Genomic DNA, 15,944 nt, shown 5'->3' on the forward strand with positions numbered 1-15,944 from the left:
GTGGTCATCGATGTGCCTCCTGCGCACAGGCGCGGTGGACGGCGCGGTGGGATGAGGAAACTCTACAACGTGAACGCGCGACGCGCTAGTTCTGTAGAACGTCAGCGCGGACGGGTGCCGCCGCCCGCTCCCGCAGCCGGTACCGCTGCACCTTGCCCGTGGCCGTCTTGGGCAGCTCGTCGACGAGTACCACCGCGCGCGGCCGCTTGAACGCGGCGAGCCCGGCCCGGCAGAACTCGACGACCTCGTCCGGGTCGACGGTCATCCCCGGCCGCGCGACGACGTAGGCGACCGGCTTGTCCAGCCCGTCGGCGTCGGGCACGCCCACGACCACGGCCTCCGCAACCGCCGGGTGCTCCAGGATCCGGGACTCCACCTCCACCGGGCTGACCCAGATGCCGCCGACCTTCAGCACGTCGTCGGTACGGCCCAGGCAGGTGTAGCTGCCGTCGTCGTTGCGGACGTACTGGTCGCCGGTGCGCATCCACTCGCCGTGGAACACCGCGCGGTTGACCTCGGTGCGGCACCAGTACCCGGTGCACAGCGACTCTCCGGCGACGTAGAGCATCCCCGACTCGCCCGTGCCGTCGACGACCGTGCCGTCGGTGCGGCGCAGCTCCACGCGGTAGCCCGGGACCGGGTAGCCGGAGCTGCCGGGCACGACCTTCCCGGGCACGTTGGAGATGAAGATGTGCAGCGCCTCGGTCGAGCCGATACCGTCGAGCACCTCGAAGCCGAACCGGTCGCGCACGCCGTGGAACATCCGCGGCGGCAACGCCTCGCCCGCCGACACGCCGCGGCGCACCGTCGCGAAGGCCGCCGGGTCGACCGTCGCCTCGTCGGCGGCGATCAGCGGACCCCAGAACGACGGGACGGCGAAGAAGAGGGTGACCGCGTGCTCACGGGCACGCCGCGCGAACAGCGCGGGGGAGGGGCGCTGCGGCTCCAGCACCACCGAGGCGCCCACCGACAGCGGGAAGAACATGCTGTTGCCGATGCCGTAGGCGAAGAACAGCTTGGCCACGGACAGGCACACGTCGTCGCGCTCGATGCCGAGGACCTGCTGTCCGTAGGTCTCGGCGACGACGCGGATGTCGTGGTGGCGGTGCATGGCGCCCTTGGGCTTGCCCGTCGTCCCCGACGTGTAGAGCCACAGCGCGGGCGACTCGTCCCACGTCGGCGCGGGGGCGCCGACCGGTGCACCCGCGCCCGCGTCGAGCAGTTCCTGCCAGGTCAGCGGCGTGACGTTCGGGCCGAGCGCGGCCGGGTCGGGCCCCGCGTCGCCGGTGAGCACCACGTGGCGCAGGTCCGGCGCGCCCGCGGCCGCGGCGTGCACGGCGTCGGAGAACTCGGCGCTGCCCAGCAGCGCCCGGGCCCGTGAGTCGGCGACGAGCACGCCCAGCTCGGGGCCGGTCAGCATCGTCGACGACGGGACCGCGACCGCGCCGACGTACATCGTCGCCAGGATCGCCGTGAACAGCTCGACGTCGTCGGTCATGCAGAGCAGGACGCGTTCCTCGGGGCGCACCCCGATCCCGACGAGCCCGGCCGCGACGCGCCGGACCTCGTCGGCGAGCCCGGCATAGGTGAGGGTGCCGCGCGGGTGGTGGACCGCGACCCGATCGCCGTCGCCGGCGAGCACTCGCCTGTCGGTCAGGTACTCGGCGGCGTTGAAGAGTTCTGTCATCGACGGCTCCTGTGCCGGTTCGGAAGTGGGAACTCTACTGGTGGGCGACGTGTCGTCAACGTTTCGTAGAAGAAGGGGGTCCGGGCTCGGCGCAGGTGCTCGGCGAGCGATCTTCCCAACGCCCGGCCATGCTGTTAGGCAGTGCCATGCACGCCGGTGAATGTGACCGTGCGCACCGTCGCATCGTCGCCCCCCGCCGGTACCCCGGACAACCACGCCAGGAGGGTCAATGAAGACCAGGGCCGCCGTGCTTCGCGGTGTCGGTCAGCCGTTCGAGATCGAGGAGCTCACGCTCGACCCGCCCAAGGAGGGCGAGGTCCTCATCAAGTACGTCGCAGCGGGGCTCTGTCACTCCGACGAGCACCTGCGCCACGGCGACATCGTGCCGCGGTTCCCGATCGTCGGCGGCCACGAGGGCGCCGGGATCATCGAGGAGGTCGGCCCCGGTGTCACCCGGCTCAAGCCCGGTGACCACGTCATCTGCTCGTTCCTGCCCGTCTGCGGGCACTGCCGCTTCTGCTCCAGCGGCATGACCAACCTGTGCGACCTCGGCGCCACCATCCTCGACGGCGTCCTCCCCGACGGGACCTACCGGTTCCACGACTCCAAGGGCGAGGACCTCGGCGGCATGTGCATGATCGGCACCTTCGCCGAGCGCGCCACGATCTCCGAGAACTCGGCGATCAAGGTCGCCGACGACGTGCCGCTCGACAAGGCCGTCCTGATCGGCTGCGGCGTCCCGACCGGTTTCGGCTCGGCCACCAACGCCGCCGACACCCAGGTCGGGGACACGATCGCGATCTACGGTGTCGGCGGTATCGGCGTCAACGCCGTCCAGGGCGCGGCGCTCGCCGGCGCGGCCAACGTCGTCGCCATCGACCCGCTCGCCAACAAGCGCGAGATGGCCGAGCGCGTCGGCGCCACCCACTCGGCGGCCACCGCCGAGGAGGCGCACGAGCTGATCCAGCAGCTCACCAACGGTGTCGGCGCCGACAAGGCGATCGTCACCGTCGGCATCGTCGACACCGAGGTCACGACGAACGCCTTCAACGCCATCCGCAAGGGCGGCACCGTCGTCGTCACCGGGCTCGCCGACCCGGCCAAGAACACCATCGAGATCCCCGGTGCGCTCCTGACCCTGTTCGAGAAGCGGATCCAGGGGTCGCTCTTCGGTTCCGGCGACCCGTTCAAGGACATCCCGCGCCTGGTCAACATGTACCAGTCGGGCCAGCTCAAGATCGATGAGCTGATCACCAACACCTACACGCTGGACCAGATCAACCAGGGTTACGACGACCTCATCAACGGCGTCAACGTCCGCGGCGTGATCATCCACGACCCCGCCGCCTGACCGACCCTGTCCGAACGGCCAGGCCCCGTTCCGACGTCTGTTCCACGACGCGCGGCCATCCGGACCCTCTCGCGGGGCCCCGGGTGGCCGCGCCGCCGGAGGTAGCCCCGCACGTGACCACCCTCACCCCACCCGACTCCCGCACGCCCACCCCCGTCGTCGGGCTCCAGCGCGAGCGGGAAGTCCTCACCGTCGCCCTCGCGACCGGCCGCCACGTCGTCATCGAGGGGCCGCCCGGCACCGGCAAGTCGACGCTGCTGCGCTCCATCGCGCGCGCGGCCGGCAGCCACGTCGTCTTCGTCGAGGGCAACGCCGAGCTCACCCCCGCGCGCCTCGTCGGCGCCTTCGACCCGTCGCAGGTGCTCGCCGAGGGCTACCTGCCGGCGAGCTTCGTCGACGGCCCGCTGCTCACCGCGATGCGCGGGGGACCCGACCTCGGCCCCGGCGGCGCCCCGGGGGGTGGGCTGCTCTACCTCGAGGAGCTCAACCGTGTCCCCGAGGAGACCCTCAACGTGCTCATCACCGTCCTCACCGAGGGCGAGATCGCCGTCCCGCGCCTCGGCACCGTCCGCGCCGGGCCCGGCTTCCGGCTCATCGCCGCCATGAACCCGTTCGACGCCATCGGCACCGCACGCGTCAGCCAGGCCATCGCCGACCGCATGTGCCGCGTCGTCCTCGGCTACCAGGACGAGCACGCCGAACGCGCCATCACGTCGTCGGTCAGCGGGGTGCAGGGCTGGGTCACCGACCTGTCGGTGATGCTGACGCGCGCCACCCGCGAACACCGCGACCTGCGGATGGGGTCGTCGGTCCGCGGCGCGATCGACCTCTCCCTCGTCCTCACCGGGCTCACCGAGATGCGGGGCGAGGCCGTCATGGCCCGCGACACCGCCCGTGACGCCGCGCACGCCGCGCTGTCCGGACGCGTCCGCATCGCCGACGGCGTCGACCGCACCCCCGAGTCCGTCATCGACGAGCTGCTCGAACGGTTCTGGCCCGAGAACGAGGCGCAGCCACCGCAACGCCCGTCCGACGACTCCGGCGGAGGTGAGCCGGGAAAAGCTGAGGGCCCGCCGCCCCCCGCGGCGGGCCGCAGCAAGGAACCCCCGCACCGCAACCGCGGCCAGCGCACGCTGGGCCGCCAGGAGCTCGGCGCGCGCCACGAGCTGTTCGACGACATCTCCCCGGAGCTCGGTGAGCTCGACGAGGAAGCCTTCGACCAGGCGCTCGCCGAGGACCCCGAGGCCGCTGCGGCGTTGCTCGCCGACCTGGCCGTCGCCACCGACGGGCAGCTGCGCGCCGCCGCGCGCCGGCTCGCCGGGCGGGTGTTCATCCAGCTCGGCAAGGTCGGCCCGGCCAAGGCCCGGGGCACCCGGCGGATCGCGCCCGTCCGCGGCGGGTCCGGCGACCTCGACCTCGACCGCACCCTCGACGGCTGGCAGCCCGGCATCTCCCGACGTCCCGCCGCCGACGAGCTCGTCACCCGTGACTGGACGGCCCACCGGCGCGCCGTCTGCCTCGTCGTCGACATCAGCGGGTCGATGCAGGGGCTGGCCGTCGCGCTCGCCGCCGTCGCCGCGGCGGGCGTCGTGCTCGCCGCGGAGGACGGCGGGTCGCGGCTCGAACCGGGCGTGCTCGCCTTCGGCGCCGACGTCCGCACCCTGCAGGCCCAGGGCCGGCGCAAACCGCCGGACCAGCTCGTCGGCGAGCTCGTCGCGCTGCGCGGGCACGGGACCACCGACCTCGCGGCGGCCCTGCGCGCGGCGTCGCTGGGGCTGGCGGGCGCGGTCGCCGAGGAACGCATGGTCGTGCTGCTCTCGGACTGCCTGCACACCGCCGGCGACGACCCCGCCTCCGCGCTGGCCGGGATCGACCGTCTGCACGTCCTCGTCCCGCTCGGGCCGGGGGAGGACGGCCGCGACGCCGAGGCCGCCGCCGCGGCGCTGGCGGCGAAGGGGGGCGGCACGTCCCGGACGGTCCGGCGGCTCAAGGAGATCGGCCCCGCGCTGACCCGGGTCCTGGGCTAGCGCCTGTGGGTGAGGGTCGCCCGGCTGCCCGGATAGGGTCGCGTCCGTGGGGACGATCGTCAGCTTCCATGCCCATCCCGACGACGAGTCGATCGGGTCAGCAGGCACGCTCGCGCGCGCCGTCGCCGAAGGGCACCGCGTGGTGCTCGTGTTCGCCACCCGTGGGGAGCTCGGCGAGCCGGTGCCCGGGGTGCTCGCCCCCGGCGAGCAGCTGCCCGTGCGCCGCTCCGCGGAGTGCTACGAGTCGGCGAAGATCATCGGTGCCGCCCGCGTCGAGTTCCTCGGCTACGTCGACTCCGGGATGATGGGGCAGCCGACCAACGACGCGCCCTACTGCTTCTGGCAGGCCAAGGTCGAGCACGCGGCCAAGCGGCTCGCGCTCATCCTCGACGAGGAGGAGCCCGACGTCCTCACCGTCTACGACGACAACGGCGGCTACGGCCACCCCGACCACATCCAGGTGCACCGCGTCGGCAAGCGCGCCGCCGAACTGTCGGCGGTACCGGTCGTCGTGCAGGGCACGATCAACCGCGACTGGATGGTCCGCGGGATGACGGGGCTGGCCAAGGAGGGCGGGCTGCCCGACGGCTGGGAGCCCCCGAACCTCGACGAGGCCACGTTCGGCAAGCCCGAGGCGGAGATCACCCACCGCGTCGACGCGGTCGACTACGTCGACAAGAAGCGGGCGTCCATGCGGGCGCACGCCAGCCAGATGGGCCCCGACCACTTCATGCTGAGCATGCCCGAACCCATGTTCGCGATGGGTATGGGCACGGAGTTCTACATCGTCGACCCGCCGCCGAACCCGGCGTCGGCACCCGACGTGTTCCTCGACCTGTTCGCACCGATGCGCTGAACGGTCCCCGGCCCCGATCCGTGCGCCGCTCGCCCGCCCACCGAGTGTGACGTGGTCCGCGGTGGTCGTTCTACCTTCCGTAGAGCACAATGAGCCCGCGGCGCGGTCGCCCGCCCCGGGCCCTCACCCGGGGGCCGGAGGGCCGATCCGCGCGATATAGAGTCCGGGCCTGCCCACCACAGGCCAGTGCAGGAGGCACCAGTGACAGCCGTCGCGCCCAAGCCGATCACGTCGCGCCCGTACCCGGCGCGACGGTCGGTCAAGGGATCCACGCTGCTCAAGATGATGCGGACGACGGACCCCAAGGACATCGCGATCCTGTACATGGTCACGTCGTTCGGGTTCTTCCTGGCCGGCGGGGCGATGGCGCTGCTCATGCGCGCCGAGCTGGCCGTGCCGGGGATGCAGTTCCTGTCCCCGGAGCAGTACAACCAGCTGTTCACGATGCACGGCACGATCATGCTGCTGCTGTACGCGACGCCGATCCTGTTCGGGTTCGCCAACTACATCGTGCCGCTGCAGATCGGTGCCCCCGACGTCGCGTTCCCGCGGCTGAACGCCTTCTCCTACTGGCTGTTCCTGTTCGGTGGCCTCACGGTGCTCGCCGGCTTCCTTACGCCGGGTGGCGCGGCCGACTTCGGCTGGTTCGCCTACTCGCCGCTGTCGGACGCCGTGCACTCGCCCGGTGCGGGTGGCGACCTGTGGATCATGGGCCTGGCCGTCGCCGGTCTCGGCACGATCCTCGGTGGTGTCAACTTCATCACCACGATCGTCTGCATGCGCGCGCTCGGCATGACGATGTTCCGGATGCCGATCTTCACGTGGAACATCCTCGTGACGGCGATCCTGATCCTCATCGCGTTCCCCGTGCTCACCGCCGCCCTGCTCGGCCTGGCCGCCGACCGGCACCTCGGTGCCCACGTGTTCGACCCCGCCAACGGCGGCGCGATCCTGTGGCAGCACCTGTTCTGGTTCTTCGGCCATCCCGAGGTCTACATCGTCGCGCTGCCGTTCTTCGGGATCGTGACCGAGGTCTTCCCCGTGTTCAGCCGCAAGCCCGTGTTCGGCTACAAGGGCCTGGTGTACGCGACCATCGCCATCGCGGCGTTGTCGGTCGCGGTGTGGGCCCACCACATGTACGCCACGGGCGCGGTGCTGCTGGCGTTCTTCTCCTTCACCACGTTCCTCATCGCGATCCCGACGGGTGTCAAGTTCGTCAACTGGATCGGCACGTTGTGGAAGGGGAAACTGACGTTCGAGACGCCGATGCTGTTCGCGCTCGGCTTCCTCGCGACGTTCCTGTTCGGTGGGCTGACGGGCATCCTGCTGGCCTCGCCGCCGTTGGACTTCCACGTCTCCGACAGCTACTTCGTGGTGGCGCACTTCCACTACGTGCTGTTCGGCACGATCGTGTTCGCGACGTACTCGGGCATCTACTTCTGGTTCCCGAAGATGACCGGCCGGATGATGGACGAGACGCTGGGCAAGGTCCACTTCTGGCTGACGTTCGTCGGCTTCCACACCACGTTCCTGGTGCAGCACTGGCTGGGCAACGAGGGCATGCCGCGGCGCTACGTGGACTACCTGCCCACCGACGGGTTCACCACGTTGAACACGGTCTCCTCGATCGGGGCGTTCGTCCTGGGTGCGTCGACGTTGCCGTTCATCTGGAACGTGTTCCGGTCCTACCGGTACGGCCGGGTGGTGACCGTCGACGACCCGTGGGGTTTCGGTAACTCGTTGGAGTGGGCGACGTCGTGCCCGCCGCCGCGGCACAACTTCACCGAGCTGCCCCGGATCCGTTCGGAGCGTCCGGCGTTCGAGCTGCACTATCCGCACCTCGTCGAGAGGTTCCGGCAGGAAGCCCACGTCGGCGGCCACGCCGCACCCTCGGAACTGGCCGCCTCGGCCACCGGGCAGGAAGCGATGTCGGGCGACGACCCGAAAGACCGGTGACGACCGGCGAAGCCGCTGACACCGTGACGGGACCGACGTCCGCCGCCCACCCGGCGGCGGACACGGTCCTCGTCACCGTGTCGGGCCCCGACCGTCCCGGCGTCAGCTCCGTCCTGTTCGCCGCGCTCACCGCACACGGCGTCGACCTCATCGACATCGAACAGGTCGTCGTCCGCGGCAGGCTCACCCTCGCGGCCCTCGTCGCCGCGCACCGCGACCCCGAAGGGCTGCAGGAAGCCGTCGAGCAGGCCATGGACGCCATCGGCATGCACGTCGAGACCTCCCTGCACCACGGCGACGACCCCTCGCCGCGCCCGACGTCCACCCACGTCGTGGTCGTCCTCGGCCGGCCCATCACCGCGCGGGCCTTCGGCGCCGTCGCCCAGGAACTCGCCGCCGTCGGCGCCAACATCGACTCCATCCGCCGCGTCGCCGACTACCCGGTCACCGGCCTGGAACTGCACGTCTCCCCGGACCCCGGCGGCACCACCCGCTACCCCCACGGCACCCTGCGCGCCCGCCTCGTCGACGTCGCCCGCCACGCCGGCGTCGACGTCGCCGTCGAGCGCGCCGGCATCGCCCGCCGCGGCAAACGGCTCATCGTCTTCGACGTCGACTCCACCCTCATCCAGGGTGAGGTCATCGAGATGCTCGCGGCCCGCGCCGGCAGCGCGGCCGAGGCCGAGGTCCGGCGCGTCACCGAGGAAGCCATGCGCGGCGAGCTCGACTTCGCCGCCTCCCTGCGCCGCCGCGTCGCCGTGCTCGAAGGCCTGCCCGCCACCGTCCTCGACGACGTGGCCGCCGAGATCGAGCTCACCCCCGGCGCCCGCACCACCGTCCGCACCCTCAAACGGCTCGGCTACCGCTGCGGCGTCGTCTCCGGCGGCTTCACCCAGGTCGTCGCCGGCCTCGTCGACGAGCTCGGGCTCGACTTCTGCGCCGCGAACGAGCTGGAGGTCCTCGACGGGGTCCTCACCGGCAAGGTCGTGGGCGACATCGTCGACCGCCCGGGCAAGGCCGTCGCCCTCCGGCGGTTCGCCGACTCCTTCGGCGTGCCCCTCGACCAGACCGTCGCCGTCGGCGACGGCGCCAACGACATCGACATGCTCTCCACCGCCGGCCTCGGCATCGCCTTCAACGCCAAACCCGCGCTGCGCGAGGTCGCCGACACCGCACTCTCCCAGCCCTACCTCGACGTCGTCCTCTTCGTCCTGGGCATCACCCGCGACGAGGTCGAGCGCGCCGACGCCGCCGAAGGTGTCCTGCGCCGCGTCCCGATCGCGTGAGCACCAGCGTCCTCGACGCCGTCGTCCGCCGGTACGTCGGCGTCCGTGAGGTCTTCCCGGAGGCCGACGGGATCGTCCGCGCCATGCCCGTCGTCCTGCGGATCGAACGCGAGCTGCCCGGCCGCACCGCGCTCCTGGAAGCCGCCGCACGGGCCGCGCTCGCCGTCTGCGTCGACCCCCGCGCCGGGGCCGAGGGCGAGTGGCACGACCAGGTGCTCACCTGGATCGACGGCCGCATCCGCAAGATCGCCCGGCGGGCCCGCGGCGCCCACTGGGCAGCGGTGCAGGAACTGCCCGGCGTGACCGTCTCCGTCGACGGTGCGCACGCCCGCGCCCTGCTGCCCGGCCCGGTCGACGACGTCCCGCGAAGCGTCGCACGCCTGCAGATCGGCGGCACCGACCTCCCCACCGACGACCCGGGCCCCGCCCCGGCCGGGGCGCCGGTGATCTGGCTGAACCCCACCGTCACGATGACCGTCGGCAAGGCCGCGGCGCAGGTCGGGCACGCCTCGATGATCGACGCCGCCGTCCGCGGCCTCGTCGAGGTGCCCGACTACGCCGTGCGCGTCCCCACCCGTGAGCGATGGACCGCGCTCCAGGCCGACGCCGACGCGGGCGCCGCCGTCGCCGTCCGCGACGCCGGCTTCACCGAGGTCGACCCCGGCACGGTGACCTGCGTCGTCACCGTGTCCGGCTGACGGGCCCGCCACCGCTCACCGGGCGTGCGTGACCCCACCCTCGCGGTCCTCCGGCATCACGTAGCCCGGGTCGAGCAGACCACGGTGCTCGACCACCGAGGTCAGCGCCGCGACCCAGTGCTCGTAGTACTCCCACCGGCCCCGCGCGTCCGACGGTGCCTCCTGCCAGTCGCCGATGGCCCCGATCAGCTGCTGCTGGAACTCGCCCCACGGATAGTGACCGAACTCCGACAGTGCCACTGCCAGCCCGAACGCCCGCCGCTGCCACTGCGCGTCGAACTCCGGACGGCCCACGTCGCCCACACAGGACGGGTGCAACCCCGCCTCCGGGTCGTAGTCGTCGTGGTGATCGCCCGACATCACGCCCCCCGGGACGCGGGAGCCGACGCCAGCGCGACACCCATCATCGCCTCGGTGGTGACCAGCTCGGCCAGCTCGTCCTCGCTCAACCCGTCCGTACCCGGCGGCCGCTGCGGGACGACGAACCACCGCGAGTGGCCACTGGAGTCCCAGACCCGGACCTCGGTGTCGTCGTCGAGCGGTACCCCGAGCTCGGCGAGCACGATCCGCGGCTCGCGGGCGGCGCGGGCCCGGAACACCGGGTCCTTGTACCAGTAGGGCGGCAGCCCCAGCACCGGCCACGGGAAGCACGAGCACAGCGTGCAGATGACGACGTTGTGCACGCCCGGCTCGTTGCGGACCGCGGCCAGGTGCTCGCCCTCGGCCCCCGCCATCCCGACCGGCAGGTCGAGCTCGGCGACCGCGGCGGGGGTGTCGGCGACGAGCCGGTCGGAGAAGCCCGGGTCCACCCAGGCGCGGGCGACGATCCGGCGCCCGTTGAGCGGGGTCATCTCGGACTCGAAGTAGCCGAGCACCTTGTCCACGGTCCCGCTGGAGATGATGCCCTTCTCGATCAGCAACGCCTCCAGCGCGCGGACCTGCGCGGCGCTGGCCGCCTCCCGGTCGTCGGGATAGCTGAACCGTTCGGTCATCGCCGTGTCTCCAGGTCAGGGGTGAGGTAGGGCTCGTAGAGCTCGGCGTAGAGCGGCCCGGGTGTCGCCTCGGTGCCCGCCCCCCACAGCTCGTGCGGGTCGAACTCGACGACGTAGACCGGGACGGGCGCGCCGAGCCCGTCGTCGCCGGTCGACCGGAAGTAGCCGTAGGCGCCCTCGAAGACGCGTCGCACCGTGCCGTGGCGCCCGCGCAGGTAACCGGGTAGCCGGGTGTGCTCGGCGGCGGGCGGGTCGGCCACGACGACGGTGTCGCCCACGGCGAAACCGGGCGTCGCCGCACCGCGCCGGGGTGAGTCGCCCTCCCGCAGGTACCGCTCGACCTGCGCGTCGACGGTCGGCTCGGCGCGCTCGGGCAGGGGCGCGGTCGGGTCCGCGCGATAGCGCTCGGTCGCGGCCGCGAGCTCGTCGGCATCGACGTAGCCCTGCTCGACGAGGAACGCGGTGATGCCGCCGAGCCACTTCTCGTAGTAGCGGAACCGGAAGTAGTCGAACGGGTCCATCGCCTCGGCCCCGCTGCGCAGGTCCGCCCACGTCCAGGTGCTGTCGAACGCGGTGGGGACCGCGTCCATGTCGTAGCCCGGCAGCGCGTCACGCAACGACGCGCTCAGCCCCATCATCGCGGTGTGGATCCCGAAGATCCGCTTCTCCCAGTCCTCGACGAAGACCCGGCGTTCGAAGTCGATCGGCCCCTGGATCCCCTCGAGCCCACCCAGGTGGTGTTGCAGTTTCACGGTGCCCCCGTCTCGATGCGGCGGCTCGGGACGCTACCGGCCACGGCCCGGCGCAGTGGGCCAAGAAACGATCACATTCGGCCATCCGGCCGCTCCGGCCGTGCGGCGCACTACGCTCCGGCGGTGCCCGTCGAGACCCGGCCCGCCCGGCGGCCGACGCTGCCCGTCGCCGTACTCGTGGCCGACGGCGTCCGGCTCCTCGACGTCACCGGGCCCCTGGAGGTCTTCGACGTCGCGACGACCCTCGGCGCCCCCTACGAGGTGGTCGTCTGCTCGCCCGACGGCGCCGACGTGCGGGCGTCGAGCGGGCTGCGGATCGGGGTCGACCGGGCCGTCGCGGACGTCGACGACGTCGACACCCTGGTCGTGCCCGGCGGCGAGTTCCTGGTCCGTGAGGCGCCGCCGCGCGCGCTGCTCGACGGCGTACGCGAGCTGGCCGCGGGTGCCCGGCGCGTCACCTCGGTGTGCGCCGGGTCGTTCGCGCTCGCCGCGGCCGGGTTGCTCGACGGCCGCCGCGCCACCACGCACTGGCGGCACACCGCCACGCTGGCCCGCCGGTACCCGGCGGTCGACGTCGACGAGGAGTCGATCTACGTCCGCGACGGTGCCCTGCTCACCTCGGCGGGCGTCACCGCCGGTATCGACCTGGCGCTGGCCCTGGTCGAGGAGGACGCCGGCGACGAGGTCGCGCACGCCGTCGCGCGCGACCTCGTCGTGTTCATGCGCCGCTTCGGTGAGCAGCCGCAGCTGTCGGTGCCCTCCCGCACGCTGCGCGCACGCCGCCGGTCGCTCGCGGCGGTGTGCGACAGCATCGCCGCCGATCCCGCGGCCGACCACAGCGTGCCGACGCTCGCCGCGCGGGCCGGGATGAGCGTGCGCCACCTGGGGCGGACGTTCCGGCAGGAGGTCGGGTGCACCCCGGCCGAGTACGTCGCCGCCGTCCGTCTCGAGGCCGCCGTCAACCTGCTGCGCTGCGGGGAGACCGTCGCCACCGCCGCCCGGCGCGCCGGGCTGGGCAGCGAGCAGACGCTGCGCCGCCGGCTGCGGACCCGACCGCCCGACCCGGTCCCCACCCGCGACTGAACGGGCCACCCGAGCGCAACCTCACGGTCGTCGCGGGGCGCCCGGACAGCGGTGGGGTTGCGCTCGGTCGTGGGCGCGCAACCTCACGGTCGTCGCGGGGCGCCCGGACAGCGGTGGGGTTGCGCGCGGGTGAGTCAGGCGTCGCGGAGGCGGGTGAGGGCGGCGCGGACCTTGTCCGGGTCGTGGGTCTGCCAGAACGGCGGCAGCGAGGCGCGCAGGAAGCCGCCGTAGCGGGCCGTGGCGATGCGCGGGTCGAGGATCGCGACGACCCCGCGGTCGTCCATGCCCCGCAGCAACCGCCCGGCGCCCTGGGCGAGCAGCAGGGCGGCGTGGGTGGCCGAGACGGTGAGGAACCCGTTGCCGCCGCGGGCGTCGGTGGCGCGCTGGCGGGCACCGATCAACGGGTCGTCCGGGCGGGGGAACGGGATTCGGTCGATGATCACCAGCGACAGCGACGGCCCCGGGACGTCCACGCCCTGCCACAGCGACAGCGTCCCGAACAGCGAGGTCTCCTCGTCCTCGGCGAACCGCTTGACCAGCAGCATCGTCGAGTCGTCGCCCTGGCACAGCAGGGGAGTGGACAGCCGGCCGCGCAACGCCTCCGTGGCCTGCTTGGCCGCGCGCATCGAGGAGAACAGCCCGAGGGTGCGGCCCCCCGCGGCCTCGACGAGCTCGGCGATCTCGTCGAGGTAGGCCGGCGGCAGCCCGTCGCGACCGGGCGGGGGCAGGTGGCGTGCGGTGTAGAGGATGCCACTGCGCGCGTGGGCGAACGGGGAGCCGACGTCGAGGCCCGACCAGCGGGGCAGGTCGGGGTCGGGGACGGGGTCGCCCGCCGTCGCCGCGACGGTGGCCTCGGGCGGCAGCCCCCACTGCCGGGCGAGGGCGTCGAACGAACCACCGAGGGTCAGCGTCGCGGAGGTGAGGATCGTCGTCGACCGGCCGAACAGCCGTTCCCGCAGCAGCCCGCCGACCCACAGCGGCGCGGCGCGCAGCACCGGGGTGCGCGCGCCCTCCGGTCCCTGCTCACCGAGCCACACCACGTCGCGGCGGGCCGCCGGGTCGTCCTCGGCGAACACCCCGAGGACGCGGACGGCGACGTCGAGGACCTCGTCGACCAGCGCGAGGGCGATCTTGCGGGCGGCGGCCCCCTCGGGGTCCTCGCGGCGTTCCCCGCCCAGGCCCTGCTTGCAGGCGGCGGCGCAGTCGCGGATGACCGACAGCACCCCGGCCACCCCGCCGGGCAGCGAGTCCCAGCGCCCGGGCGCCAGGTCGGCCAGCACCATGGCGAGGCCCTCACCGGCCTCGGCGAGCCGGTCGGCGACGTTCTGGTCGACGAGCTTGCCGCAGCGACGCGCGGCGGCGGCCACGGTGGCGGGGGTGAGCTCGGCGGTGGCGGCGCCGGTGACCCGGTCGACGAGCTCGTGGGCCTCGTCGACGATCACGACGTCGTGCTCGGGCAGGACCTGCGCCTCGCCCATGGCGTCGATGGCGAGGAGGGCGTGGTTGGTGACGACGACGTCGGCGCGGCCGGCCTCGGCCTTGGCGCGCTCGGCGAAGCAGTCCTCCCCGACGGGGCAGCGGGTGGCGCCCAGGCACTCCCGCGCGGTGACCGACACCTGCCGCCACGCCGTGTCGGGGACACCGGGGACGAGCTCGTCGCGGTCGCCGGTCTCGGTGTCGGAGGCCCACTCGTGGAGGCGTTTGACGTTGCGCCCCATGGCCGAGATGGCGAACGGGTCGAACAGCTGCTCCTCGCCGTCGTCCATCATGGACTCGTCGCCGTGGAGCTTGTTGAGGCACAGGTAGTTGCGGCGGCCCTTGAGGATCGCGAACGTGGGCAGCCTGCCGAGCGCGGGCTTGAGCGCCTTGGCGAGCCGGGGCAGGTCGCGGTCGACGAGCTGGCGCTGCAGGGCGATCGTCGCCGTCGACACCACGACGGTCGCGTCGGCGGCGACGGCGTGCCGGATGGCGGGGACGAGGTAGCCGAGCGACTTGCCGGTTCCGGTGCCGGCCTGCACCGCGAGGTGCTCGTGGCCGGCGATGGCCTTGCGGACGGCCGCGGCCATGGCGTCCTGGCCCTCGCGGCGGGCCCCGCCGAGCGCCTCGACGGCCACCTCCAGCAGCTCGGCGACGCCGGGGAGGTCACGGGTCGACGGCAGCGCGGCAGGCACCCCGGGAGGCTACCCGGCACCGGCGACGGCACCGCGCGGTGCGGGGCCGGGCGTTCGCACCCGGCACCGGACGGCTGCGGGGTGCGTCGGGGCGACCGGGTATACACGGGCCCGACACGTGGGCGCCCGCCACACGCTGTCCCGACAGCGTCGTGGGACGCCGAGGAGTGACGACGCGATGATTCCGGCCTTCGCCCCACCACGCCAGGAGCCGTCGCTGTACCCGGTGCGGTTCGACCGCACGGCGCGTTTCCACGAGCTGGGGCCCGGCGGCGAGATCGCGCGCACGACTGTGCTGCGCTGGTTCGAGCAGGCCCGCCGCGCCGTCGAGACCCGTGCGTTCGGCCCGGACCGGCCGGTCACACGGCCGCCGCTGAGCGCGGTGCGGGTCGAGATGCTCGGCCCGGTCCCGGCGGGTGCGTCCTACGAGATCGGGGCGGGCGTCGCCACGATCTCGGCGGCGTCGTTCACCTGCACCTACGGCCTGTTCCGCGACGGCGAGTGCGTCGCGCTGGGCGAGTCGGCGAGCATGCACAGCCGCGACGGGATGCCCGCCGAGCTGCCGGGCGACGTGCGGCACCGGCTCGCCGCGATCGGCGGCACCCGCATCCCGGGGCGTGACGTCGAGCGGGACCCGGCCCGGCTGGTCCGCGACGCCTACCCCTTCGGCGTCGACGTGCGGGCCCGCTTCGGTGAGCTCGACACCGGCCGCACCGTCGGCAACGTGGCGCTGGCCGGCTGGTACCTCGACGTGCTGGCGGAGCTGCACCTCGACGTCCTCGGGCACGTCCACGCGCAGCCGGTCGGCAGCACGCTCGACCTGCTGGCACCGCGGTCGTTGTCGGTCGGGCACCTGGCCGACGTGATCTACCCCGGGACGTACCGGGTCCAGGTCGGGGTGCTCGACGTCGACGACACGTCGGTGCACTACGCCTGCGGCCTGTTCGAGGGGGTGCACTGCGTCGGGTTGGCCGAGGCGATCGGGACGCACGCGGTCGCGGCGGCCGTCGGCCGCGGTGCGATCGAGCTGGCGGACCGGTTCGACCGGCTCCGGATGCGGCGCTGACCCGCACCCGCCACCGGCG

13 protein-coding genes are annotated in these 15,944 nt (G+C 73.1%); 8 read left to right on the top strand and 5 right to left on the bottom strand.

The genetic code is table 11. The features are described from left to right. Nucleotides 1-85 precede the first annotated feature (85 nt). Nucleotides 86-1,687 carry a benzoate-CoA ligase family protein gene (locus tag AB7F12_RS14295; protein WP_428499149.1) on the bottom strand — a complete coding sequence of 534 codons (1,602 nt, stop codon included), beginning with the start codon at nucleotides 1,685-1,687 and terminating at the stop codon, nucleotides 86-88. Between the two features lie 229 nt (nucleotides 1,688-1,916). On the opposite strand from AB7F12_RS14295, the gene AB7F12_RS14300 reads away from it, so the two are divergent. The 6 genes from AB7F12_RS14300 to AB7F12_RS14325 all read left to right on the top strand — a co-directional run bounded on the left by AB7F12_RS14300 (nucleotide 1,917) and on the right by AB7F12_RS14325 (nucleotide 9,861). Then, entirely contained in the window at nucleotides 1,917-3,038 is a 1,122-nt protein-coding gene (locus AB7F12_RS14300) for an NDMA-dependent alcohol dehydrogenase (RefSeq protein ID WP_428499148.1), read from the top strand. A 113-nt stretch (nucleotides 3,039-3,151) separates the two neighbouring features. Continuing rightward, nucleotides 3,152-5,065 carry an AAA family ATPase gene (locus AB7F12_RS14305; RefSeq protein WP_428499147.1) on the top strand — a complete coding sequence of 638 codons (1,914 nt, stop codon included), beginning with the start codon at nucleotides 3,152-3,154 and terminating at the stop codon, nucleotides 5,063-5,065. 46 nt (nucleotides 5,066-5,111) lie between these two features. Next, on the top strand, nucleotides 5,112-5,921 hold the full coding sequence (locus tag AB7F12_RS14310) for a PIG-L family deacetylase (RefSeq protein WP_428499146.1): 810 nt from the start codon (nucleotides 5,112-5,114) through the stop codon (nucleotides 5,919-5,921). A gap of 201 nt (nucleotides 5,922-6,122) precedes the next feature. Next, on the top strand, nucleotides 6,123-7,877 hold the full coding sequence (ctaD, locus tag AB7F12_RS14315; protein WP_428499145.1) for an aa3-type cytochrome oxidase subunit I: 1,755 nt from the start codon (nucleotides 6,123-6,125) through the stop codon (nucleotides 7,875-7,877). Nucleotides 7,878-7,900: 23 nt separating this feature from the next. Then, complete coding sequence (gene serB / locus AB7F12_RS14320) at nucleotides 7,901-9,163, top strand: phosphoserine phosphatase SerB (RefSeq protein WP_428499144.1); 1,263 nt, start codon at nucleotides 7,901-7,903, stop codon at nucleotides 9,161-9,163. Continuing rightward, complete coding sequence (locus AB7F12_RS14325; RefSeq protein WP_428499143.1) at nucleotides 9,160-9,861, top strand: peptidyl-tRNA hydrolase; 702 nt, start codon at nucleotides 9,160-9,162, stop codon at nucleotides 9,859-9,861. The genes serB and AB7F12_RS14325 overlap by 4 nt, the downstream gene beginning before the upstream one ends. Nucleotides 9,862-9,876: 15 nt before the next feature. On the opposite strand, the gene AB7F12_RS14330 is transcribed toward AB7F12_RS14325, so the two are convergent. Genes AB7F12_RS14330 through nthB form a run of 3 tightly spaced genes read right to left on the bottom strand, consistent with a single transcriptional unit; the run spans nucleotide 9,877 to nucleotide 11,605 of the window. Further along, nucleotides 9,877-10,221: a nitrile hydratase accessory protein gene (locus AB7F12_RS14330; RefSeq protein ID WP_428499142.1), complete on the bottom strand. Its 345-nt coding sequence runs from the start codon at nucleotides 10,219-10,221 to the stop codon at nucleotides 9,877-9,879. Next, nucleotides 10,221-10,853: a nitrile hydratase subunit alpha gene (gene nthA, locus AB7F12_RS14335; RefSeq protein ID WP_428499141.1), complete on the bottom strand. Its 633-nt coding sequence runs from the start codon at nucleotides 10,851-10,853 to the stop codon at nucleotides 10,221-10,223. Before nthA ends, AB7F12_RS14330 begins: the two co-directional genes overlap by 1 nt. After that, nucleotides 10,850-11,605 carry a nitrile hydratase subunit beta gene (gene nthB / locus AB7F12_RS14340; RefSeq protein ID WP_428499140.1) on the bottom strand — a complete coding sequence of 252 codons (756 nt, stop codon included), beginning with the start codon at nucleotides 11,603-11,605 and terminating at the stop codon, nucleotides 10,850-10,852. Before nthB ends, nthA begins: the two co-directional genes overlap by 4 nt. Nucleotides 11,606-11,728: 123 nt before the next feature. On the opposite strand from nthB, the gene AB7F12_RS14345 reads away from it, so the two are divergent. Next, a complete protein-coding gene (locus AB7F12_RS14345) occupies nucleotides 11,729-12,688 on the top strand; it encodes a GlxA family transcriptional regulator (RefSeq protein WP_428499139.1) in 960 nt (319 codons plus the stop codon). A gap of 134 nt (nucleotides 12,689-12,822) precedes the next feature. Here the strand turns inward: AB7F12_RS14345 and AB7F12_RS14350 are convergent, their stop codons facing one another. Next, nucleotides 12,823-14,859, bottom strand: coding sequence for an ATP-dependent DNA helicase (locus AB7F12_RS14350; protein ID WP_428499138.1), 2,037 nt, complete (start codon nucleotides 14,857-14,859; stop codon nucleotides 12,823-12,825). Between the two features lie 178 nt (nucleotides 14,860-15,037). Here AB7F12_RS14350 and AB7F12_RS14355 point away from each other — a divergent pair, with 178 nt between their 5' ends. After that, nucleotides 15,038-15,925, top strand: coding sequence for an acyl-CoA thioesterase (locus AB7F12_RS14355; protein WP_428499137.1), 888 nt, complete (start codon nucleotides 15,038-15,040; stop codon nucleotides 15,923-15,925). Nucleotides 15,926-15,944 lie beyond the last annotated feature (19 nt).

This window comes from Pseudonocardia sp., assembly GCF_050250275.1.
In the GTDB taxonomy this organism is placed as follows: Bacteria; Actinomycetota; Actinomycetes; order Mycobacteriales; family Pseudonocardiaceae; genus Pseudonocardia.

What these genes read in the sequence shown, in the direction of transcription:
- AB7F12_RS14295 (WP_428499149.1), bottom strand. Translation starts at nt 1,687, where the DNA reads ATGACAGAACTCTTCAACGCCGCCGAGTACCTGACCGACAGGCGAGTG.
- AB7F12_RS14300 (WP_428499148.1), top strand. Translation starts at nt 1,917, where the DNA reads ATGAAGACCAGGGCCGCCGTGCTTCGCGGTGTCGGTCAGCCGTTCGAG.
- AB7F12_RS14330 (WP_428499142.1), bottom strand. Translation starts at nt 10,221, where the DNA reads ATGTCGGGCGATCACCACGACGACTACGACCCGGAGGCGGGGTTGCAC.
- nthA (WP_428499141.1), bottom strand. Translation starts at nt 10,853, where the DNA reads ATGACCGAACGGTTCAGCTATCCCGACGACCGGGAGGCGGCCAGCGCC.
- AB7F12_RS14355 (WP_428499137.1), top strand. Translation starts at nt 15,038, where the DNA reads ATGATTCCGGCCTTCGCCCCACCACGCCAGGAGCCGTCGCTGTACCCG.